The 21014-nt window shown below is 71.0% G+C and carries 20 protein-coding genes and 2 tRNA genes; 8 read left to right on the top strand and 14 right to left on the bottom strand.

Annotation, left to right across the window (positions count from 1 at the left end):
• Nucleotides 1-2 precede the first annotated feature (2 nt).
• Entirely contained in the window at nt 3-749 is a 747-nt protein-coding gene (locus tag ABD287_RS01235) for a class I SAM-dependent methyltransferase (RefSeq protein ID WP_344166889.1), read from the top strand.
• A gap of 161 nt (nt 750-910) precedes the next feature.
• On the opposite strand, the gene ABD287_RS01230 is transcribed toward ABD287_RS01235, so the two are convergent.
• The 6 genes from ABD287_RS01230 to crtI all read right to left on the bottom strand — a co-directional run bounded on the left by ABD287_RS01230 (nt 911) and on the right by crtI (nt 5104).
• Nucleotides 911-987, bottom strand: a tRNA-Asp gene (locus ABD287_RS01230).
• 23 nt (nt 988-1010) lie between these two features.
• Nucleotides 1011-1086: transfer RNA gene (locus ABD287_RS01225), tRNA-Glu, on the bottom strand.
• Between the two features lie 169 nt (nt 1087-1255).
• A complete protein-coding gene (locus ABD287_RS01220) occupies nt 1256-2110 on the bottom strand; it encodes a polysaccharide deacetylase family protein (RefSeq protein WP_344166887.1) in 855 nt (284 codons plus the stop codon).
• A gap of 54 nt (nt 2111-2164) precedes the next feature.
• Nucleotides 2165-3103: a MerR family transcriptional regulator gene (locus tag ABD287_RS01215; protein ID WP_344166885.1), complete on the bottom strand. Its 939-nt coding sequence runs from the start codon at nt 3101-3103 to the stop codon at nt 2165-2167.
• Nucleotides 3093-3632 carry an isopentenyl-diphosphate Delta-isomerase gene (gene idi, locus ABD287_RS01210; RefSeq protein ID WP_344166883.1) on the bottom strand — a complete coding sequence of 180 codons (540 nt, stop codon included), beginning with the start codon at nt 3630-3632 and terminating at the stop codon, nt 3093-3095. The genes ABD287_RS01215 and idi overlap by 11 nt, the downstream gene beginning before the upstream one ends.
• Nucleotides 3629-5104 (bottom strand): phytoene desaturase family protein, encoded by a 1476-nt coding sequence (gene crtI, locus ABD287_RS01205; RefSeq protein ID WP_344166881.1) that lies wholly within the window; start codon nt 5102-5104, stop codon nt 3629-3631. Before crtI ends, idi begins: the two co-directional genes overlap by 4 nt.
• Before the next feature lie 144 nt (nt 5105-5248).
• Here crtI and ABD287_RS01200 point away from each other — a divergent pair, with 144 nt between their 5' ends.
• The gene (locus ABD287_RS01200; protein ID WP_344166879.1) at nt 5249-6214 is read left to right on the top strand and encodes a phytoene/squalene synthase family protein; all 966 of its coding nucleotides are present in this window, start codon (nt 5249-5251) and stop codon (nt 6212-6214) included.
• Here ABD287_RS01200 and ABD287_RS01195 read toward each other — a convergent pair.
• Nucleotides 6122-7573, bottom strand: a complete 1452-nt coding sequence (locus ABD287_RS01195; protein ID WP_344166877.1) for a diguanylate cyclase domain-containing protein — start codon at nt 7571-7573, stop codon at nt 6122-6124. The two genes, ABD287_RS01200 and ABD287_RS01195, sit on opposite strands and share 93 nt — an antisense overlap.
• A gap of 1 nt (nt 7574) precedes the next feature.
• Nucleotides 7575-10361 carry a putative bifunctional diguanylate cyclase/phosphodiesterase gene (locus ABD287_RS01190; protein WP_344166875.1) on the bottom strand — a complete coding sequence of 929 codons (2787 nt, stop codon included), beginning with the start codon at nt 10359-10361 and terminating at the stop codon, nt 7575-7577.
• A 125-nt stretch (nt 10362-10486) separates the two neighbouring features.
• Between ABD287_RS01190 and ABD287_RS01185 the strand changes: the two genes are divergently transcribed.
• Nucleotides 10487-11497 (top strand): YihY/virulence factor BrkB family protein, encoded by a 1011-nt coding sequence (locus ABD287_RS01185; RefSeq protein WP_344166873.1) that lies wholly within the window; start codon nt 10487-10489, stop codon nt 11495-11497.
• Here ABD287_RS01185 and ABD287_RS01180 read toward each other — a convergent pair.
• On the bottom strand, nt 11490-12134 hold the full coding sequence (locus ABD287_RS01180) for a hypothetical protein (protein ID WP_344166871.1): 645 nt from the start codon (nt 12132-12134) through the stop codon (nt 11490-11492). The two genes, ABD287_RS01185 and ABD287_RS01180, sit on opposite strands and share 8 nt — an antisense overlap.
• A 487-nt stretch (nt 12135-12621) precedes the next feature.
• Between ABD287_RS01180 and ABD287_RS01175 the strand changes: the two genes are divergently transcribed.
• Both ABD287_RS01175 and ABD287_RS01170 read left to right on the top strand, forming a co-directional pair.
• Nucleotides 12622-13515: an ABC transporter ATP-binding protein gene (locus ABD287_RS01175; RefSeq protein ID WP_344166869.1), complete on the top strand. Its 894-nt coding sequence runs from the start codon at nt 12622-12624 to the stop codon at nt 13513-13515.
• Nucleotides 13512-14567, top strand: a complete 1056-nt coding sequence (locus ABD287_RS01170; RefSeq protein ID WP_344166867.1) for an ABC transporter permease — start codon at nt 13512-13514, stop codon at nt 14565-14567. The genes ABD287_RS01175 and ABD287_RS01170 overlap by 4 nt, the downstream gene beginning before the upstream one ends.
• A 7-nt stretch (nt 14568-14574) precedes the next feature.
• Here ABD287_RS01170 and ABD287_RS01165 read toward each other — a convergent pair whose 3' ends face one another.
• The gene (locus tag ABD287_RS01165) at nt 14575-15399 is read right to left on the bottom strand and encodes a class I SAM-dependent methyltransferase (RefSeq protein WP_344166865.1); all 825 of its coding nucleotides are present in this window, start codon (nt 15397-15399) and stop codon (nt 14575-14577) included.
• 432 nt (nt 15400-15831) lie between these two features.
• Here ABD287_RS01165 and ABD287_RS01160 point away from each other — a divergent pair, with 432 nt between their 5' ends.
• The gene (locus ABD287_RS01160) at nt 15832-17160 is read left to right on the top strand and encodes a polysaccharide deacetylase family protein (protein WP_344166863.1); all 1329 of its coding nucleotides are present in this window, start codon (nt 15832-15834) and stop codon (nt 17158-17160) included.
• 63 nt (nt 17161-17223) lie between these two features.
• Here ABD287_RS01160 and ABD287_RS01155 read toward each other — a convergent pair whose 3' ends face one another.
• Both ABD287_RS01155 and ABD287_RS01150 read right to left on the bottom strand, forming a co-directional pair.
• Nucleotides 17224-17448: a hypothetical protein gene (locus ABD287_RS01155; protein ID WP_344166861.1), complete on the bottom strand. Its 225-nt coding sequence runs from the start codon at nt 17446-17448 to the stop codon at nt 17224-17226.
• Between the two features lie 50 nt (nt 17449-17498).
• A complete protein-coding gene (locus ABD287_RS01150) occupies nt 17499-19013 on the bottom strand; it encodes a DEAD/DEAH box helicase (protein WP_344166859.1) in 1515 nt (504 codons plus the stop codon).
• 209 nt (nt 19014-19222) lie between these two features.
• On the opposite strand from ABD287_RS01150, the gene ABD287_RS01145 reads away from it, so the two are divergent.
• Nucleotides 19223-19441: a hypothetical protein gene (locus tag ABD287_RS01145; RefSeq protein ID WP_344166857.1), complete on the top strand. Its 219-nt coding sequence runs from the start codon at nt 19223-19225 to the stop codon at nt 19439-19441.
• A 37-nt stretch (nt 19442-19478) separates the two neighbouring features.
• A complete protein-coding gene (locus ABD287_RS01140; RefSeq protein ID WP_344166855.1) occupies nt 19479-19880 on the top strand; it encodes a cupin domain-containing protein in 402 nt (133 codons plus the stop codon).
• A 67-nt stretch (nt 19881-19947) separates the two neighbouring features.
• Here ABD287_RS01140 and ABD287_RS01135 read toward each other — a convergent pair whose 3' ends face one another.
• Together ABD287_RS01135 and ABD287_RS01130 are read right to left on the bottom strand one after the other, a co-directional pair.
• Nucleotides 19948-20550 carry a hypothetical protein gene (locus tag ABD287_RS01135; RefSeq protein WP_344166853.1) on the bottom strand — a complete coding sequence of 201 codons (603 nt, stop codon included), beginning with the start codon at nt 20548-20550 and terminating at the stop codon, nt 19948-19950.
• Complete coding sequence (locus ABD287_RS01130) at nt 20547-20813, bottom strand: LamG-like jellyroll fold domain-containing protein (RefSeq protein ID WP_344166851.1); 267 nt, start codon at nt 20811-20813, stop codon at nt 20547-20549. The genes ABD287_RS01135 and ABD287_RS01130 overlap by 4 nt, the downstream gene beginning before the upstream one ends.
• Nucleotides 20814-21014 lie beyond the last annotated feature (201 nt).

Raw genomic sequence — 21014 nt, 5'->3', positions numbered from 1 at the left:
TAGTGGACACCAACACCGCCCGGGCCTGGCTGGCGCGCTGGGACGCCCAGCAGGAGCACTACATCGCCGACCGCGAGGAGCGGTTCACCGTCATCGCCGACCTGGTCGCCTCCGCCACAGCGAACCAGCCCCAGCCCAGCGTCGTCGACCTCGGCTGCGGCCCAGGCTCCCTGTCGACCAGGTTGGCCGAACGGCTTCCGAAGGCGACCATCGTCGGCGTCGACACCGACCCGCTCCTGCTCGCGCTGGCCCGCTCCGCGCACCCGGACGCCCGCTGGGTCGACGCCGATCTGACCGCCCCCGGCTGGCCGGCCGTAGCCGGCCTCGCCGATCCGATCGACGCCGCCGTATCCACCACCGCGCTGCACTGGATCGCCGAGGACGACCTAGCCGGCATCTACCGCGAACTCGCCGATCTCATCCGCCCCGGCGGGATCTTCGTCAATGCCGACCACCTCTACGACGAGCAGTCGACTGTCGGGGACCTCGCCGAAGCCATCTCCGAGGCCCGCGCCGAGCGTGCCGGCGTCACCGCCAACGAGAACTGGGAGTCCTGGTGGGCCGCGGCGGCGGCTGACCCCGAACTGGCCGGTCTGGTCGCCGAGCGGGAGCGGCACACCAACAGTGGACACACCGGCAACAGACTCAGCGCCGCCGGCCACGCCCGCCTGTTGCGCGCCGCCGGGTTCGCCCAGGTCGGCGTCGTCTGGCAGTACGGCAACGACACCGTCCTGGCCGCGGTTCGGTAACAGCGTCAGCCGGCTCCTGGGCGGCAGGGCGCACGCGCCCTGCCGCTGGCGTCAGAACCGCTGGCGTCAGAACGAGAGGCAGCAATTTACATTTGCGCAGGTCAAACTGGCTACCAAAGTGCCGTGACCGAGACAGCGCACTGCTCAGAGGGGTGTTACGTTGGCGGTCCTGACGGGACTTGAACCCGCGACCTCCGCCTTGACAGGGCGGCGAGCACTCCAACTGCTCCACAGGACCTTGCTGACCGGATACTTTACCGGTGGTGCCCCCAACGGGATTCGAACCCGTGCTACCGCCTTGAAAGGGCGGCGTCCTGGGCCGCTAGACGATGAGGGCGGCTTCGTCATCATCGCATATGCGATTTTGGCGATGTGCACCAGGAGGTCTACGTCCCACCGGATAACCGGTGGTTTGTGTTGCTCCTGGCAGCCTTGCTCCCGCCCGGCGCTGCCGGAGGCTCGGCCAGCATACGTGATCGCTGTGCCGGTGGCCAATCGGCCTGCGATCACCGTAACGGGACGATGCGCAGCTTGCTCTTGAGCGCCGGGATGAGGGTCTTCGAGGCGGCCACGGTGTTGCTGCGGTCGCCGCCGCCGTCGTGCAGCAGGATGATCCCGGCGGGGCGGGAGTCCCGCAGGACCGTCGCGTGGATCTTCTTGGCAGGGGGTTTCTCCCAGTCGCGTGGGTCGACCGTCCAGCCGACCGAGGCCATTCCCAGCTCCTTGCCGATGCTGATGGCGTCGGGGGTGAAGTTGCCGCCGGGGTGACGGAAGAACGGAATCTTGGCGCCGGGGACGACCTGGCGGATCGCGTTGTTGGTGCGGGTCATGTTGGCGCGGATGGCCTCCGCGGACTGCCGGCCGAGTTTGAACTCGTGGTTCCAGCTGTGGTTACACAACGTGTGTCCCTCGCGCACGATCTGCCGGACCAGGTCGGGGTGCTCCTGGACCGCGGTCCCGACCAGACAGAAGGTCGCCTTGACGCCGTTCGCGCGCAGCAGCGCCAGGACCTGCGGGGTGTGCGCGCTGGGGCCGTCGTCATAGGTGAGGGCCACGCCGTTGCCGCGGGTGGCCAACTGCACGCCGCGGGCGAACGGACCGCTCGCCGGACGTCCGGCGGGCTTGGCGGCCGGGACCTTGGGCGTCACCGGTCGGACGGTCCCGGGCTTCTTCGGCGGTTTCGGCGTCGCAGGGGTGGTGGGGGTGCTGGGCTGCTGCGGCTGGCCGGTATCGACCGGCTGGGCGATCGCGGCCGGAACCGGAGTCTGCCCGGGCCGGCTCGCCCAGCCGTCGACAGCCTGGGCGATGAGCAGCAGGACGGACAGCATCGCTCCGGTCGCTAGCGTGAGACGACGAGTCACGGGAGGCTCCGAGCATCAAGGGGAGCACCACCGTAGCCGGATATTGGCCGGATTTTAAGCGGGTGTTTGGCCCAGGTGCGGGTCGACCGAACAGGCCTTCACCAGCGCCAACGCCTCTACCAGGGTATTTGGTCTGATGATTGTCGGCGAGAGCGTGGCGCCGGCCCAGCCGGGGCCGGCGGCCGCCACCGGCATCTTCGGACCGAGGTCCTGCAACCCTGCCGGGTCAGCCAGCTCCCGATGGTGGGCCCACAGCACTGCCACCGCTGGTCGTAGCCGGCGGACCGCTGCCTGGAGAGCGTGGTGCGGGACCCGGGCGCCAAGCAGCCAGCAGTTGAGGCCGTCCTCGGCGAGCGCCGCCGCCAACGCCTCCAATGGCAGGGTGTGTTGTTCCTCGGCGACGCAGGCCAGCAGGGCGGTCGGGGGCATGTTGGGACGGGGCACGGCGGCGAGCGCCTCGCCAGCGGACCGGGAGACGACGTGTTCGATGTCGACGTAGCCGCCGGTGACGGCGTGCCGCCGGCCGATCTCGCGCAGGACCGGGGCGAGGACGTCGTCCCATGCGGTGACGACGCCGTGTTCGGCGATGGCCGCGCAGACGGTCGCCCGGACGCCGGCGGCGTCGAGGGCCGACGCCTGGTCGGCGAGGCTGCGGGCGAGTGGGGAACGGCCACGGACGGCCAGTGGCGGCGGGCCGGTCGGGCGGGCGGCGGGCGCCGCGGCAGAACCGCTGTCGGTGGCGCCGGGGCGCCCGGTGGGGGGTGTGGCGCCTCGTTGGGCCCAGTCGGCGGCCTCGCCGGCGCCGAGGCCCTGGTCGAGCAGACGGCGCATGAGGTTCAACCGGGCCACGTCGCCCTCGGTGTACCGGCGGTGGCGCCCGGCCTGGTGGCGGCTGGGTCCGAGCCCGTAGCGCTGGTGCCAGGTGCGCAGGGTGGTGACCGCCACGCCCAGTTGACGCGCGACGGCGCCCGCGCTCAGGCCGTCATCGGCCACCTGGCTGCTCCACCAGGCAGCCCAGGACGCCGGCCAGCCACGGGGCGTACTCGTCCGGTCGTCGCTCCAGGTCGGCGCGCAGATCGGCGAGCGTGACCCAGCGCAGGGCGGCGACCTCGGCCGGGTCGGGCGTCGCGTTCAGGGCCGCGACATCACCGACGACGACGTGGTCGTGTTCGTGCTCGACCCGTCCGGTGGCGGGGTCGACGGCGCGGTAGACATATACCCCGACCTCGTGCAGCGGCACGCCGGTGACGCCCAGCTCCTCGATGAGCCTGTCCCGGGCGGCGTCGGTGACGGTCTGGCCAGGGGTGGGGTGCCCGCAGCAGGCGTTGGCCCAGCGCAGCGGGAACCGGGTCTTCACGGCGGCGCGTTGCTGGAGCAGCACCCGGTCGCCGTCGCGGAGGATGACCGAGAACGCGCGGTGGGCGCGGCCGGGCGCGGCGTGGGCGTCGGCGACGGTGGCGGCGCCGACGGCGATACCGGTGTCGTCGACCAGTTCGACGAGGTGGTGTTCGCGGTCGTTCATCCCGTCACCCGCTGGGCGGCGAGCCGGCCGGAGATGAGCACCATGGGGACGCCGACGCCAGGTTGGGTGCCGGAGCCGACGAAGACGACATTCTCCAGGCCGGGGTGCAGATTGCCGGGTCGAAACGGGCCGGTCTGGGCCAGGGTGTGGGCGGCGGCGAAGGGGGTGCCGGCGGCCATTCCGGCGTCGGCCCAGTCGGCGGGGGTGACGACCTCTCTGGTCTCGACGCTGGCGGCCAGGCCCCGGTAGCCACGCTCCTCAAGAGTGGCGACGAGCTGGTCGGCGTACCGTTCGCCGAGGCCGCCGCGCCAGTCCAGCGGCGCCAGGTCCAGGTTCGGGGTGGGCGCGAGGACGTAGTAGGTGTGTTTCCCGGTCGGGGCGACGTCGGGGTCGGTGCGGCTGGGGTTGGTGACCAGCAGGGACGGGTCGCTCATGAGGGCGCCGTCCCGGATGACCTCGTCGAAGGCGCCGCGCCAGGACCGACCGAAATGGATGTTGTGGTGGGCGATCTTCCGGTACTCCTGCGAGGACCCCAGGTGCACGACGACGCAGGACGGGGAGTGCCGGAGGCGACGCCGGGGGGCGGGGGGCGGCAGGAGGTCGCGGTACGCCACGGGCAGGTCGGGGTTAAGCACGACGACGTCGGCGGGGATCCGGTCGCCGTCGGTGGTGAGCACCGCGGTGGCGCGCCCGGACCGGGTCTCGACCTGGCTGACGGTGGTGGAGTAGCGGATCTGCACCCCGTGCTTCTCGGCGGCGGCGGCGAGCGCCTTCGGCGCCGCGTGCATGCCCCCGCGCGGGTGGTACACCCCGGCGACGGTGTCCAGGTACGAGATGACCGCGTAGACGGCGAGGGCCTGGTGCGGGGCTACGCCGGCGTACAGCGACTGGAACGAGAAGATCCGGCGGGTCCGGGGGTCGCGGAAGAACTGCCCGATCTTGGTGTCGAGCCGGCGGAAGGCGCCCATGCCGACCAGCCGTAGCAGCCCGGTGCCGAGCAGGTCGGCGGGGGAGTCGAAGTTGCGGCCGATGAACTCGTCGCGCTGGATGCGCCACAGCTCGCCGGCGTAGTCGACGAAGCGCAGGTAGCCGTCGGCTTCGCGGGGGCCGCACAGTCCGGCGATCTCGGCCGCCATCCGATTGACGTCGCTGTGGATGTCTAGAGCTGATCCGTCGGGGTAGTGCGCCCGGTAGGCGGGCTCCAGTTGGGTCAGCTCGAGCCAGTCCTCGATGCGTTCGCCGACGGCGTCGAGGGCTTCGGCGATGAGCTGGGGCATGGTGAGGACGGTGGGGCCGGTGTCGAACTCGTACCCGTCCCGGCTGAGTCGGCCGGCGCGGCCGCCGGGGACAGCCTCGCGTTCGACGATGGTGACCTGCCGGCCGGCGCCGGCGAGATGCAGGGCGGTGGCCAGACCGCCGAGGCCGGCGCCGACGATCACCACCCGGTCGGTTGGCCCGCTCACGGTTCGCACCTGGGTACCCTATCGCAGGGTGGGTACTGAGTCGATTCTTGCGTCGAATTCGTTCAGGGGGCAGACTGACCCGGTCGGACGTCGGCCCGGCCGCGCGTGCCCGCGCGACGAGCCGCAGGACCCCACTGCGGAAAGGGGACGATCGTGCACCGCGACCTCGCCGACTCCTACTCGCGCTGCCGTGAGCTGCACCGCCGCCACGGGCGCACCTACTACCTCGCGACCCGGCTGCTGCCCCGGGCCCGCCGACCCCACGTCCACGCGCTCTACGGCTTCGCCCGCTACGCCGACGAGATCGTCGACGCCGCCGACGTGGGCAGCCCCCAGGAACGGGCGGCGTACCTAGACGACTGGTCCGAACGTTTCCTCGCCGGGCTCGACGGCGCCCCGGTCGCCGACCCGCTGCTGCCGGCCGTCATCAACACCATCCGCGAGTGCCAGCTCGACCGGGCCGACTTCGCCTCGTTCCTGCGCAGCATGACCATGGACCTCACCGTCACCGGCTATGAGACCTACGACGACCTGCTCGACTACATGGAAGGCTCGGCCGCGGTCATCGGCACGATGATGCTGCCCGTCCTCGGCGCCCGGGACCGGGCCGCCGCCCGGGAGCCGGCCCGCCAGCTCGGCCTAGCCTTCCAGCTCACCAACTTCATCCGGGACATCGGCGAAGACCTCGACCGCGGGCGGATCTACCTGCCCCGCGAGGACCTGCGTCGGTTCGGTGTCACCGCCGCCAGCATGGCCGCTGACGCCGCCGCCGGGACGGCCAGCGCCCCGACCCGGCAACTCGTCGCCTACGCCATCGAACGGGCCCGGGCGCACTATGTGGCCGCCGCCCCGGGCGTCGCCATGCTCGACTGGGTGTCCCGACCCTGCGTCCGGGTCGCCTACCTGGTCTACGGGGGCATCCTCGACGAGATCGCGCGGGCCGACCACGACGTCTTCAGCCGGCGGGCCGTCGTGTCCCGCCGGCGCCGGCTCGCGCTGGCCGTCCGGGGGGCGGTGCGCTCGGACCTAGGCGCTCGCAGCAAGCCGCTCGGCGGCGGAGCGGGCCTTCGCGGCGTACATGGCGGCATCGGCGTGGCTGATCAGGGAGTCGGCGTCTGACCCCTCGTCGGCGACGGCGCAGCCGATGCTGATGCCGATCCGCACCTGCTGACCGGCCAGCTCGAACGGGTCGGCCACCGCCGCTTTCAGCCGGCGGACGAGGCTCGCCTGCGCCGCCACCGCCTTCTGGGTCTGACAGACCAGGAGGAACTCGTCGCCGCCGTACCGGGCCAGGAGGTCGTCGGCGGCCACCGTCCGGCGCAGCCGGCCGGCGACTGCCATGAGCAACTCGTCGCCTACGGCATGGCCGAGGGTGTCGTTGACGGCCTTGAAGCCGTCGAGATCGCAGAAGAACAGCACGACATCGGCGCCGTCACGTTGCCGGCGGCGGGCCAGCGCCGCATCGAGGCGGGTCAGCAGCTCGGCGCGGTTCGCCAGGCCGGTCAGCTGGTCGCGCGTCGCCTGGCGGACCAGGGTCTGCTCGGCGCGCACCCGCTGCCTGGTCAGGTAGCCGATCCGCAGCATCACCAGTGGCACGGTCGCCAGCGTGCCGCCGGCCAGCAGCACGCCGTCGACCTCCAGCCCGAACAGCTGCCGGGCGCCGCCCGCCACCGGGCCGGCGGCCAACGCCAGACCCAGCATGGCCAGCCGCCGGCCGCCCAGGGTCTCCCGCTGCGGCGGGGCCGCCTCGGCGAACATCCGCAGCGACGGGTGCAGTCCGATGCCGCCCAACAGCGCGTACCCGGCTAGGAAGATCAACTCGCCCCATGCCGGCCGGTTCGCGGTGAGCGATCCGGTGGTCATCGCCAACGCGATGTTGCCCGCCAGCGTCACCATCAGCGCCACCAGGATCATCCAGAGCGCGACGAACCGTTCGGTAGTGGTCTGGACGAGCCGTCCGATGGCGCCCAGGACCCCGGTCACCACAAAGATGTTGATCATCATGCCGACCTGGGCGGCCCGGGACACCCCGTCCGCGGTCAGCCTCGGCTCCAGCATCGCCGTCCACAACAACCCGCCGCCGGCCAAGGCCAGCACCGCGATGTCGATGAGCCCGCCGAGATCGTCCCGCCCGCGGATGGCGACCACACTCAACGCCGACGCCAACGCCAACGCGTGTGCCACGCTGATCGTCACCGCCGCGGCGGTCCCAAGGACCGCGCTGCCCTGGGCCGCGCCCACCGAGAAAGCGTTGCCGAGCGTCAGTGTGGACATCGCCGTCAGCAGCAGCCCGGTCGCCGGCCGGGCTGCGGGCAGCTGATGGCGCAGCCCGTAGACCAGCGGCGGGACGGCCGTCGCGCTGATGACCAGATAGCTCCACGGCCGGACGCCCGCCGGCAGGAACGCGTGGACGATCATCGCGACGGCGGCGACGGACAGGTAGCCGACGAGCACCCTGCCTCTGGTCGTCTCGTCCATGTCAGGCCGCCCGGTGCCGGGCGCCGCGGGTGGGCAGGGCGCCGCGCTCGACGGCCGGCGTCAGCGCGCCGGGTCCGGGAACGTCGGGAAGGACGCCAGCGGGCAGATAGTTGCCATGTGGGTACCCGGCCGCGCGTTTGGCATCCTCGGCAGCGGTGCGGATGAGCAGCCCGGTGACCTCTTCGGGCGTCAGCGGGTGGGCGAAGTGGAAGCCCTGCGCCAGCTGGTATCCCAGCTCGAACAGGGTATTCGCCTGGTCCTGGGTCTCAACCCCCTCGGCCACGGCCGCCAGCCGCATCGTGTTGGTGATCTGCACCAGTGAGATCGCGATGGCGGCCTGCTCGGCTGTGCCGGTCACACCGTCGACGAACGACTTGTCTACCTTGAGCACATCGACCGGGCAGGAGCGCAGCAGCCCCAGCGACGAGTGTCCGGTGCCGAAATCGTCCAGGGCGACCCGGACGCCCAGTTGGTGCACCCCGCGCAGAGCGGCCAAACCGGCGTCGCTCTCGAAGACCGCTGTCTCGGTCACCTCCACAGTGAACATCCGCGGCTCGACCCCCGTCTCGGCGAGGACGCCCGCCAACTCCTCCGGGAAGCCCGGCTCCCGCAGCTGTCGGGCTGAGACGTTCACGCTCATCGTCACCGACGACGTCAGCGGGTTCGTCGTCCAACGAGCCGCCTGGTTGGCCGCCTCGCGCATGATCCAACGACCCAGCGGGACGATGAGCCCGGTGCGCTCGGCCACCGGGATGAACTCCGTCGGGGGGATGGCTCCGCGCTCCGGGTGGTGCCAGCGCACCAGGGCCTCGACGCCGCTGACCCGGCCCTCCGGCAGCGAGACGATCGGTTGGTACATGAGCCGCAGCTCGCCCGAGCCCATCGCCTGCCGCAGCTCGGCGCCCAACTCGGCGTGCTGGACGCTGCGCCGGTCCAACTCCTGGTCGTAGGTGGCGAAGCGACCCTTGCCGTGGTCCTTGGCCGCGTACAGCGCCACGTCAGCCCGACGGATCAGCTCGGACGGGTCCTCGCCGGTGGCGCCGTGGGCCAGGCCGATGCTGGCGCCCACGAGCAGCTCGTACCCGTCCACGACCATCGGGGTCTCCAACGCCGTGATGATCGACTGGATGATCGCGGTGGACTGCTCGGGCGTCCTGCCCGGCATGAGCACCGCGAACTCGTCGCCGCCCAGTCGCGCTACGGTGTGCCCTTCGCCGGCGCACCGGGTGAGGATGCGACCCAGGCCGATGAGCAGCCCGTCGCCGACGGGGTGGCCGAGCCGGTCGTTGAACGCCTTGAAGTCGTCGAGGTCGACCAGGGCCAGGCTCACCAGGCCACCGTCGGCGCCGACCGCCCGCTCCAAGCGGTCCAACAGCAGCGCCCGGTTCGGCAGTTTGGTCAGCTCGTCGTGGGTGGCCTGGTGGGCCAGTTGCTGCTGGTAGTGGAGCATGTCGCTGATGTCGCGGGCGTTGCTGACGATGCCGCGCACGCTCGGGTCGGCCAACAGGTTCGTCGAGACGATCTCCAGCCAACGGTACTGGCCGCTGGCGTCGGCCAGCCGGGCCCGGAACGTCGACACGCTGCCCGGGGCGGAGGCCACCTCGACGGCCCGTTGGCGGACGTCGTCCAGGTCGTCCGGGTGGAAGTGGTGGCCGATGTTCAGCTCAGCGTCCGGCTCGACGCCCAGCAGCTGGCGCAGCGCGGGGGAGGCGTAGCTGACCTCGCCGCTCGGCGACGTGATCACGATGATGTCGGAAGCCTGCTGCACCATCGAACGGAACCGACGCTCGTGGTTGCGGGTCTCCTGGGCGCTGGCGTCCAACTGTCGCAGCAGGCGGGCGTTCTCGTAGAAGGCCGACAGTTGCCGGACCAGGATGAGGGTCACCAGCACGACGGCGCAGGTGACGATGATGCGGCCCTCCCGTGACGAGTCCGGCCCCGCCACCAGGAGCAGCGTCCCCACGGCGACCGCCCCGGCGTAGGGCAGCAGACTGAACGGCCGGTGCGCGGAGTGCTTCCGGTGGTGCCGGCCCGGGACCACCCCGAGCTGCCGGTACGCCGACGCCACCCACAGGACCGCGGCCACCGGGACCGACACCTGGAGCACATGCGTCGATCCGTCCAGGAAAGGCAGGGTGGTCAGGGCGCCGGCCAGGACGCCGCCGAGCAGACCCAGTCCCAGCAACGAGACGGCGAGCTGATCCACCGGACCGGCCCAGGCCAGGCCCACCTTCACCACCACGAAGACGCACAGCGCGGCGCTGAGGCCCAACGTCACCAGACCCACCGATCCGACCTGGGCGGGCCCGCTCACCAGGAACCGGATCGAGAAGTGCCATGCGAAGACGGCGGCGGCGACCAGAACGGTGGCCGAGTCGAGGCAGAAGGTTAGCCAGTCGTAGCCGGCGCGGGGCGTCGTCGGCAGCACCCATACGGCCACGCCCGCCGCGACGATCGTCGCTCCCAGCAGCCCGGTGGCGGCGAGGTCGGCGTATGGCACGCCGTAGGCGAGCGCACCCCGGGCGGCCAGCGCCGCGGCCAGGAGTCCGGCGGCCGGGGCGAGTCGGCCCCAGAATCTGCGTAGCCGTAGCGGGCCGTCGGCGAGCCGTGCTGCCTGGGCGAAAGCGCGGGCCGCGACCAGGGCGGCGATCGCGGACAGCCCCCACCCGCCGAGGACCCGGATCTCGCCGGGGAACGCCGGCAGCCCCTGAAGGCCAAGCGCGAGCACCACCACCAGCGTGCTCGTGAGCACGAGGAGGCGGGAACGCTCGTCCGGAGATACCGCCACGGGCCTGCCGCACCAGCCAATCGCGTCAGAGAAACAAGGGGTGTTCGTCGTACCTGTCGACAGCCGGGGGTCGAATCTGAGGCAGGGAGGTTTAGCCGGCCGGCCAGCGCGGGCAGCTCAGGGGAGTGACCGACACCCACAGCGCAGCCACCAGTCGTCAGGACGCGACCGGTCCCAGGCCGACCCCCGGACGGGACGGCCTGCCCGGGCCGGACATCGGCCCCGACGCCCCGACGCGGTTGGACCGTCGGGCCTGGTGGACGGCCGCCCGCGACGCCTTCATGGCGGTGCCCCGGGACAAGCTCACCGACCGCGCCGCGGCGCTCACCTACTACGGCGTGCTCTCGATCTTTCCGGGTCTGCTGGTGCTGGTCTCGGTCCTGGGACTCCTCGACGACCAGGCCGCGGACGCGGTCGTCCGGGAGGCGACGGCGGTGGCGCCGGCGGAGGTCAAGAGCCTCATCGACGACTCCCTCACCGAGCTACGGGCCAGCCAGACCGCCGGCCTCATGGCCGTTGTCGGTGTCCTCGGCGCTCTGTGGGCGGCCTCGGGGTTCGTCGGCGCCTTCATCCGGGCCTCGAACCAGAGCTACCGGACGCCCGAGGGCCGGCCCTTCTGGAAGACGGCCTTCCTCCAGGTGGTCGTCACCGTGGTTGTCGGGACGATGGCCGTCGTGGCCACCGGCATGCTCATCGTCAGCGGACCGGTCGCCGAATGGGTAGGCCGGCTCCTGGGGGTGGGCGGCGGCGCGGTGACGTTCTGGAATATCGCCAAGTGGCCGGTGCTACTGGGACTCGTCAGCGTCATCGTGGCCACCCTCTACCGGGCGTCGCCGAACGCCCGGCAGGGCGGTTTCCACTGGGTGAGCCCCGGCGGGGTGATGGCCGTGGTGGTGTGGGTGCTGATGTCCGCCGGCTTCTCGATGTACGTCGCCAACTTCGGTTCGTACAACAGGACCTACGGCGCGGTCGCCAGTGTGATCGTCTTCCTGGTCTGGCTGTGGTTGTCGAACATCGCCTTGCTGGTCGGTGTCGAACTGGACGCCCGGCTGGAGCGGGCCAGGATCGCGGCGGCCGGATACCACCCGAGCCGCGAGCCGTTCCTCCAGATGCGCGACGACAGCGCCGTCACGTGAGCGCGGCGATGATCTTCCTGGCCTGGGGCTCGTGCTTGGCGTACGCGTCCGGGAAAGCGGACTTCTGCACCGTCTGAGCCGCCTGCGACAGTGACATCCGCTCCCAGCCCTCGACCCGTTCCAGGCTGCGGAAGAAGGCGTTGGTGGCGTACTCGGGGTCCATCAGCTCAGCGGTGGAGCCCCAGCCCTGGCTGGACCGCTGCTGGAAGAGTCCCAGCGAGTCGAAGTCGCGGCCGGCGCCTTCGTTCGGAAGCGCCAACGAGGAGGGGATCCGGTCGTTCGCCAGGTTCCGCAGGTAGGTCTCCTGCATGGCGGTCATCATCCCCACCAGCGCGGCGCGCTCCGGGAGTTTGCGCTTGCGGGCGACCGTGATGATGACCAGCGCGTTGGCTGTCTGGGCCCGGCTGAGCCCGGCCACGGACCGCGGGGCGGCGCTCGGCGTGGCGTTCGGTTTCGGCGCGGAGCGATCTTTGCCGCGGGAGCCGCGGGAGACGTTGGACCCGGCCGCGCTCTCGCGAGCCTCCAGCTCAGCGGAGATGGCCAGCTCGCGTTCGGGCGGCGGCCCGCCCGGCAGAACTCCGGAGATGAGCACCGCAGCAACCAGGCCGAGCACACAACCGATCATGGTTCCGATCACGACCGAACGTCCGCTACCGGCAGCGCGGTGGCGTCCTCGGCCAGCGCGCCTGTGGCGCTGCACTGGCCCAGATCGCACGCGCAGGGGAGTCGGGCGCTCGCGGGGCATGCAAGGAGATTAGGCGCCGTCCGTGACGTGTCCAATGGTTCGCTCGGTCAGTGCCGGGTGGCCCCTTGACTTTTGGCGGCCAATGGCGGCGACCGGGCAGCGTGGAGAGCGCGGCGAGAAGGTCCTCTTTCGGTTGCTTCGCAGCCCGGTTCGATCAGGTAGTCGTCCTATTTGTTGAGATCAGCAGGGGTGAGTTCCCCTGAACGGTTGAGTGACCACCGTCCTTTGGGTGGAGAGGTCCAGTTGATCAGCTATCACCGTACGTAGTTGGCCCCCTTCGCGTCATCTGGTAAATGTTGCTAATCCGATTAGTCGGGTATCAACCCTATTAATCGACGCTCGGACCGGCCCGAAGCGGGGCCCGGCTAACGTCTGGGCCATGACACCAGAGCTCCGCATCGAAGGAATCAGCCGTCGGTTCGGCGAGCGGCTCGCCCTCGACGAGGTGTCCTTCACCGTCCCCGCCGGCCGACTGACCGGCTTCATCGGCGGCAACGGCGCCGGCAAGACCACCACGATGCGAATCGTCCTGGGCGTCTTGGCTGCCCACGGCGGGCGGGTCCGCTGGCAGGGCGCCGACATCGACGCGCTGGCACGGCGCCGGTTCGGGTACATGCCGGAGGAGCGCGGCCTGTATCCCAAGATGGGTGTCGCCGATCAGCTCGTGTACCTGGCCCGGCTCCATGGGCTCGACCCGGCGCGGGCCCGCCGAAACGTCGCCGACCTGCTCGAACGGCTCGGACTGGCCGCGCGTGCCAAGGAGCCGCTGGAGAAGCTGTCGCTCGGCAACCAGCAGCGGGCCCAGCTCGCCGCCGCCCTCGCCCACGACCCGGTGGCCCTGGTCCTCGACGAGCCGTTCTCCGGTCTCGACCCGGGCGCTGTCGACGACGTGGCCGGCGTGCTGCGGGAACGGGCGGCCACCGGGGTCCCGGTGCTGTTCTCCAGCCACCAGCTCGACCTGGTCGAGCGGCTCTGCGACCAGTTGGTCATCATCGCCGGCGGGCAGATCCGCGCCAGCGGCGACCGGGAACAACTGCGACGCGCGCACGCCGCCGACCAGCACCTCATCGTCGTCGACGAAGATGCCGGATGGCTGCGCGAGCTGCCCGGGGTCCGCCTGGTGAGTCTGGACGGGCCGAGGGCAGTCGTCGTGTTGTCCGACCCGTCCGCCACCCAGAAACTGCTGCGGGCCGCCCTCGACCGGGGGCCGGTCCATCAGTTCACGCCGGTCATCCCGACGTTGACCGAGATCTTCCGGAAGGTGAGCCAGTGAATACGTTCCAAGCCACCCGGCTGGTGGCCGCCCGGGAGATCCGGGTCCGGCTCCTCGATCGCGCGTACCTCATCAGCACCGCGGTCTACCTGTTGATGGTCGCCGGCCTCACCATCCTGCCGGGCCTCGTCGGTGGTCCGTCCAGCGTGGCGGTGGTCTCAGCGGAGGCCGCCCCGCCGCTGCGGGCGGCCGGGGCCGACGTGCGGGTCGTCGGTTCGGCCTCCGAGGCCGAGAAGCTCGTCCGCTCCGGAGACGTGGACGCCGCCGTCGTCGATGGCCGGGTGCTGGCGATGAACGAGGCGCCCACCGACGTGGTGACCGCGCTGAGCTCGTCGCCCCCGATCAACCTGCTCGCCCCGGACGCCGTCGACCCAGGCCTGGCGTTTCTGGCGCCGTTCGCCATCGCGATGCTCTTCTACATGACCGCGCTGGGCTTCGGGATGCAGATCGCGATGAGCGTCACGGAGGAGAAGCAGACCCGGGTGGTGGAGATCCTCGTCGCCAGCGTCCCGGTGCGGGCGCTGCTGTCCGGCAAGATCATCGGCACCGGGATCCTTGCGCTGGCCCAGATCACGCTGGTGGTGGCGGTGGCACTGGTCGGTCTGTCCATGACGGACGTCGGCGTCGAGGTCTGGCCGTTGATCGGCCCGGCGCTCGATTGGTTCATCCCGTTCTTCCTGTTCGGGTTCGCGGCGCTGGCCGCCCTGTGGGCGGCGGCGGGAGCGCTGGTGGCCCGGGTGGAGGACGTCGGCGCGGCGTCCATGCCGTTGCAGATGATCGTCCTTGCGCCGTTGGTGGCGGTCCTCACGATGCGGGACAACGCCGTCGCCATGACAGTCCTGTCGTACTTTCCGTTGTCGTCCCCGACGGTCATGCCGGCACGGTTGTTCGCCGGCGACGTCGCGGCGTGGGAGCCGGTGCTGTCGTTGGCGCTGCTCGCGGCCACCGCGGCAGGGTTTCTGCTCGCCGGGGCGCGCGTCTACCGGGGCGGGTTGCTGCGTAACGGTGGCCGCGTCCGCCTGGCGGCCGCGTGGGGGTCGTCGGGCGACTGACGCCCGCTCAGCGCAGGGTGATGACCGTTTCGAGGTAGGTGGCCGGGATGGCCACGCTGCCGCCGTCGGCCTGTCGGTCCCAACGACGCCCGAGATCGGTCAGTTCGGAGGCGAGGGCGGCTCGGCCCGGCTCGTCGAGCGCCTCGAACGTCTTGATGGTAGGTCCGTACCAGCGCCGGAAGAACGCGACGAACTCTTCCGGCGAGGTGAACCGGAAGGTGCACGCCCGCTCGACGGACCGGATCTCGACCGCAGCGCCGCCGAACAGTTCGGCCAGGTGTTCCGGGGTTCCCCACAGCAACGGCGACGGCAGGTCCGCCGGCGGAGGCACATGGCGGCTGATGACCCGGAACATCTGACCAATGAACCCGTCGGGGGTCCAGGAAGCGAGTCCGACGACCCCGCCCGGCTTGGCGACGCGCACGAGCTCGTCGGCGGTTCGCCGGTGGTCCGGGGCGAACATCGTCCCGAAGACGCTCAGCACCGCGTCGAACGACGCGTCGTCCGCTGGCAGCCGCTCGGCGTCCCCGAGGCGGAACTCGATCTCGAGGCCCTCGGCGCTGGCCCGGGATCGGCCCCGGTCGAGGAGCGCCGGGACGTAGTCCACGCCCACGGCGACGGCGCCCGATCGGGCAGCCGCGATAGCGGCATTGCCGCTTCCACACGCCACGTCGAGAACGTGCCATCCGGCCCGCAGGTCCGCTTTCTCGGCCAGTAGCTCGCTGACGAGCACGAGGCGCGATGCGACGACAGAGAAGTCGCCGCTGGCCCAGGTCATCTGTTGGCGCGTCTTTATGGGGGACAAATCAAGGTGGATCGCTGCGGCTGTCATCGACAGTCCTCCTCGTCGGTCTGACGTATGTAGGGGCCTCCCTTGTGAGAAGCATCCGCTCGTCGACGCGCAGGGGTAGCGTTACCGGGAAATTCCCCGCCCCCGTCGCCGCCGAGGATCGACCCGCCTAGCGCCTGTTGAGCGCGTCCGACCTCTGGTGAAGGCTCCCGACGCGGTTGCGGCGAATGCGCGAGCGGCGTCATTGCAACAGCGCAGCCAGGCCAGACGCCGGCAATTGTTTCCATATTGGACGGACGGTGTGGCGTGTTAGCGCTTCGGCGCGCCGGATCTGGGCTGAACCGCGCCGGATCTGGGCTGAACACAGGCGGGTGAAGGCTGACGAGCAACCGCCGTGGCCGCGCGCATTGAGCGCGAATGTGCGGTCCAATTGTGGTTCGCCGCGTTCGTCAGCGGATTAATCGAAAGGAAATAATGTTCACCCGCAAGCATCTCCTGCGACTTTCCAGCGCCGTCCTTGCCGGCGCCGCGTTGGTGGCGACGGCCGCCGTCGCGTCGGCGTCAACGGCGCCGACATTCCCCGCCGGCGTCACCGTCGTCTCCCTCACCTTCGATGACGGGACGATGGACCAGATGACCGAGGCGGTGCCGGTGCTCAACCGGCATGGCATGAAGGGCACCTTCTTCATCAACAGCGAACGGATCGACCAGCCCGACCGGATGACCGAGGCCAATCTCAAAACGTTGGCCGCTGGCGGCCACGAGATCGCCGGGCACACGCTCACCCACCCCGACCTGCCCAAGCTCACCCCGGAGGAGCAACGAAAGGAGATCTGCGACGACCGCACCGCCCTGCTCAAGCGCGGTTTCGCGATCCGGAACCTGGCATTCCCGTTCGGATCGGCGAGCGCCGTGACCGGGAAGATCGCCCAGGAGTGCGGTTACAGCAGCGCCCGCGGCGTCGGCGGTCTCAAGAGCACCGAGACCTGCAAGGACTGCCCGGTCGCCGAGTCGATCCCGCCGCGGGACCCGTACTACACGGCCACCACGCCGTCGCTGCGTGCCAGCACCACCCTCGCCGACATGAAGAGCTACGTGACCCGGGCCGAGGCCGCCGGGGGCGGGTGGGTGCAGCTGCCGATCCACCACGTCTGCAACAGCTGTGACGACACCTTCGCCGTCTCCCCGACGCTGTTCAGTGAGTTCCTGGGCTGGCTCGCCGCCCGGGAAACCTCCCACAAGACCGTCGTGCGGCCGGTGAACGCCGTCATCAACGGCGCTGTCGCGCCGGGTGTTCCGGGCACGCCCGCCCCGCCCGTCGGCAACCAGGTGCGTAACCCGTCCATGGAGAACGCCGCCGGTCGGCTGCCGACCTGCTTCGAGAACGCCGCCGTCGGCATCAGCCGGTTCGGCATCTCGCGGACTCCCGACGCGCGTACCGGCGACTTCGGCGTCACCGTCCTCACCACCGGCCTTGGTCGGGACAGCATGGTCCTCACCGCCAAGACCCGCAGCTGCGCGGTTCCGGGCGTGTCGGGTCGCCGCACTGACCTGAGCGTCTGGTACAAGGGCACCTGGCTGCCGGGCTCGAAGGTTCGCATGATCGTCCAGTACCGCAACAAGGCGGGCGAATGGGTCGACTGGACCAGCGGTCCCATGCTCGCCTCGTCCCTGCGTTACCAGCAGGCGCGGCTCACCACGCCGGCCCTGCCGGCCGGCGCGACCGCGATCAGCTTCGGTGTCGCCATCAACGGCATCGGCACGCTGACCACGGACGACTACAGCGCCATGGACGCCCGATAACGGCGTAGGCGACACAGCTCCGGGCCACGGTCCAGGTCAACCGACCTGGACCGTGGCCCGGAGCTACAGAACGGCGCCGCGGGGGGCGACCTCAAGGGCCGCCACCCCGCGCCCGTACAAGATGAATGTGCGCTCGCCGTGCAACGCCCGGATCGAGCCGGAGCTGTCGGCGAGGGCGGTGACGGCCTGCTCGACGACGTCGTCGGCATCGGCGAGGCCGGGAGCGTCGTAAGTGATATCCAGCCGGTCGCCATCGACCAACCGAACCCTGAGCACCACGGTCGCCATGATCCTCAGCCTAGCCGCGAATCACCGCAATCACCGCAGATCAGGCAGGCTCAGCGCCCGCCGTGACGCGTCCCCACCCTGGCCCGCCCCGAGAACGCCGCGGCGCTCGACGGCGCCGCCGCAGCCCCGCCGCGAGCGGACCCCGCCCCGGCCCGGGTACCGCCAGCGCTGCCGCGGCCGCTGGCCGCCCCGGCCCGGCCAGCGCCGGCCCGGCCGTCCGCCCCTCCGCGGTCGGTGGCGACCGCGGGTAGACCCGAACCCGACCAGCCACGGGAACCCCGCGACTGGCTCGGCTGCGTCGGCCGACGGGTCCGCGTTCGCGCGGTCGGCTCGGCAGCGGTCTGCGGCTCCGGTGACGGGGCCACGAACGACCGCTGGCCGGGCGCGATCCGGGCCAACAACGGGTCGCCCGACCTCAGCCGGGTCGTCGTCGGGGCGATGCCCGCCTTACGGACCAGATCCCGCACGTCGGCGACCTGATCGTCGGTCATGAGGGTCACCACGGTGCCCTCCGCCCCGGCCCGAGCCGTACGCCCGGACCGGTGCAGGTACGCCTTGTGTTCGACCGGCGGGTCGGCGTGCACGACGAGCGTCACGTCATCGACGTGGATGCCGCGAGCGGCGATGTCGGTGGCGACAAGCGTCCGGGCCGTGCCCTCGGAGAAGGCGAGCAGGTTCCGGGTGCGGGCGTTCTGGGCCAGGTCGCCATGCAGCTCGGTGGCCGGCACCCCGGCGGCGCAGAGCCGCCTGGCCAGCATCTTCGCCCCGCGCTTGGTGCGGGTGAAGACCAACGTGCGGCCCGGGGCCGCCACCAGGTCCACCAGGACCGGGAGCCGGTCCAACCGGTCGACGTGTAGCACGTGGTGGGTCATCTTGGCGACCGGGGACAGCGACGAGTCGACGCTGTGCACGACCGGGTCCACCAGGAACTGCCGGACCAGAGCGTCGACCGCGGCATCGAGGGTGGCCGAGAACAGCAGCCGCTGGCCCCCGCGGGGCGTCAGCGTGAGCAGTCGGCGCACCACCGGCAGGAAGCCCAGGTCGGCCATGTGGTCGGCCTCGTCCAGGACCGTCACCTCAACGGCGTCCAGGCGGACGTGACCGGACCGGACGTGGTCGTCGAGCCGCCCTGGGCAGGCCACGACGATGTCGACGCCCGCGCGCAGCTCCCGGATCTGACCGGCCGGGCTGACCCCGCCGAAGATCGTGAGCGTGCGTAGCGACAACGCGTCCGCCAACGGGCGGATCGACGCGGTGATCTGGGTCGCCAGCTCGCGCGTCGGGGCCAGGATCAGCGCGCGGGGCCGGCCCGGCCGGCGCGGCGAGGCGCTCGCGGCGAGCCGGTCGAGCACCGGCAGCACGAACGCGTAGGTCTTGCCCGATCCCGTCCGGCCCCGGCCGAGGACATCACGTCCGGCCAGGGAGTCGGGCAGCGTGGCCGCCTGGATGGGGAACGGGGCCTCAACGCCCTCGCGGGCAAGCGCCCGGATGAGCGCGGCATTCACACCGAACGATGCGAAAGAGGCTTGAATGGGTGCAGTGGCATGAGGGCGGCGTGCCGCCATAAGGATTCTCCGTACACGAAAAGGGTCGTCCTGCCCGGCGCAGCCCATGTCGGCTGCGGCGCGTGGTGGTCGACGTGAAGACGCCGTGGTCGACGTGAAAGCGCCTCAAGGCAGAACGGCAAGACGGCGCTTCCCCTAGTCTACCTGAGCATTCACCACGCTGATCGAGCGCCGGACACCCGCCCGGATGCGTGCTATACGGTCGGCGCATGAGAGTCGAACGGCAGTGGTGGAACGGCGAGCGCAGCGCGCGCAGCCGTCGTGACGTGTTTATCCGCACCGACGGTGAGCGGTGGGAGGTCGAAGCGCAGGTCGGCGGCGACTCCGGTCGGTCGACGGTGCACCAGTGCCCGGGCCGGCAGTCCGCGGAGATTCTCGCCCAGGCATGGATGGGCGGACCGTCCCGGTGGCAGCCGGTCGCGGTCTGATCCGCCGCGTCGCCCGGGCTTGGGATAGCGTCGGACCATGACTACCTCGAACAGCGGCTACCACGGTGACCTGTTCGGCGCCGCGCGCGCCAGCGACGACTTCCGGCAGGTCCTGGCCACCGCCGCACACACCCAGCTCGTCATCATGACCCTGCCGCCAGGCGGCGAGATCGGCGCCGAGGTGCACCATGGCATCGACCAGATCCTCATCGCTGTCGACGGCGCCGGCGAGTCCGTCGTGGATGGTGTCAAACGGCCGATGCGCGAGGGCCACGCGGTCGTGGTGCCCGAAGGCGTTGAGCACAACATCGTGAACACCGGCGACCGCCCGCTGCGACTGGTCACCGTGTACGGGCCGCCCGATCACCGGCCCGGCACGGTGCACCACACCCGGGCCGACGCCGAACGCGACGAGCTGGACGTCCCGCCGCCGGCCTGAGGTCAGCGTCAAGCCCAGCGGGGCGGACGCCCCACCCGGCGTCCGCCCCGCTGGTGTCACCTGGTGGTCAGGCGCAGCGTACGAACTCGACGTTCAGGTGCGACCAGGCGCCGTCGCCCGGACTGAGGCTGAGCAGGGCGGGGCTCGACGACGCGGAGACGGTAAGCGAGTATGCCAGGTCCAGCGGCGGCGCCGGCTGCTCGCAGCCGTGGAGGTTCTTGTCCATCTCGAACCAGTGGAGAACACCGTGGCCATCAGCCGCGCCGTCGAAGTCGAGCGCGTCGATCGTCCCCAGGCTCCCCCGGTGCGCCAGGTGGTAGACCGCCCTGGATTTCGCGCCGTCAGGCTGGTGCGACCACCACTGCTGCGAGCCGGAGGAGACGCGGTATCCGTAACCCGCCCTGGGCTTGATCTTCAGGGAGGCCATGCACTCCGCCGTCGTGCGTTGCCCGGCTGGGGCGCGGGCCGCGAGGCTGCCGTATCGGACGTCGATGGAACTGCCCTTCACGGCGGCGGCGACGTCGCCGTCGCACCCGCTGCCGGTCGCGCCGAGCACGGATACGGTGTGGTCGGTCGGCGCCGCGGCTGCCGGACCGGAAAGGCCCAGGCCGCCGACGGCGATCACGATGATGGCGGCTCCGGTCGCCATCCGGCGAGGCATAGTGGTCACTGCTGCTCCTTCTTCGATGTCAGCTGACAATCGAAAGGTAGGCGGCGCTCGCAAGTGGACCATGGTCGGACCTCCACCGCTGGCTTGGGGCGGTCCGGGAAGCCGCTGAGGTTCATTCCGCCGACGCGGACGTATCCGGTGAAGTTCGCCGCGGTCGTGGTCGTCGGGTTCGACCCCACGAGCGTGCCGTCGATGTAAAGCTTCATCCCCGCGGGCCCGAGGCTGGCGGCGACATGGCGCCAGGCGCCGTTGTTGACGGCCACGGCTGACTGGATAATCCCGATCGCGCCGAGGACGTTCGGCCCTCGCCGCGCGGATCAGGCGGGCCTAGCGTGTCCCATGCGCACGGGTGCGAAGGGAGGGGCTCCGATGGCGGTCATGGCGATGGCGCTCCGGTCCCTCGTCCGCCGGTTCGGGTACTCCATCAGCGCCACGGTGAACGTCATCCTGCCTCGAAGCCGCAG

This window comes from Pilimelia columellifera subsp. columellifera (assembly GCF_039532605.1).
Taxonomy (GTDB): domain Bacteria; phylum Actinomycetota; class Actinomycetes; order Mycobacteriales; family Micromonosporaceae; genus Pilimelia; species Pilimelia columellifera.
This window is presented reverse-complemented; position numbering and strand designations above follow the sequence as displayed.

Bases quoted from the DNA above. Each gene is read 5' to 3' on its own strand.
- ABD287_RS01195 (WP_344166877.1), bottom strand. From the start codon at position 7,573: ATGGACGAGACGACCAGAGGCAGGGTGCTCGTCGGCTACCTGTCCGTC.
- idi (WP_344166883.1), bottom strand. From the start codon at position 3,632: ATGAACGACCGCGAACACCACCTCGTCGAACTGGTCGACGACACCGGT.
- ABD287_RS01140 (WP_344166855.1), top strand. From the start codon at position 19,479: ATGACTACCTCGAACAGCGGCTACCACGGTGACCTGTTCGGCGCCGCG.
- ABD287_RS01150 (WP_344166859.1), bottom strand. From the start codon at position 19,013: ATGGCGGCACGCCGCCCTCATGCCACTGCACCCATTCAAGCCTCTTTC.
- ABD287_RS01160 (WP_344166863.1), top strand. From the start codon at position 15,832: ATGTTCACCCGCAAGCATCTCCTGCGACTTTCCAGCGCCGTCCTTGCC.
- ABD287_RS01145 (WP_344166857.1), top strand. From the start codon at position 19,223: ATGAGAGTCGAACGGCAGTGGTGGAACGGCGAGCGCAGCGCGCGCAGC.
- ABD287_RS01165 (WP_344166865.1), bottom strand. From the start codon at position 15,399: ATGACAGCCGCAGCGATCCACCTTGATTTGTCCCCCATAAAGACGCGC.
- ABD287_RS01155 (WP_344166861.1), bottom strand. From the start codon at position 17,448: ATGGCGACCGTGGTGCTCAGGGTTCGGTTGGTCGATGGCGACCGGCTG.
- ABD287_RS01175 (WP_344166869.1), top strand. From the start codon at position 12,622: ATGACACCAGAGCTCCGCATCGAAGGAATCAGCCGTCGGTTCGGCGAG.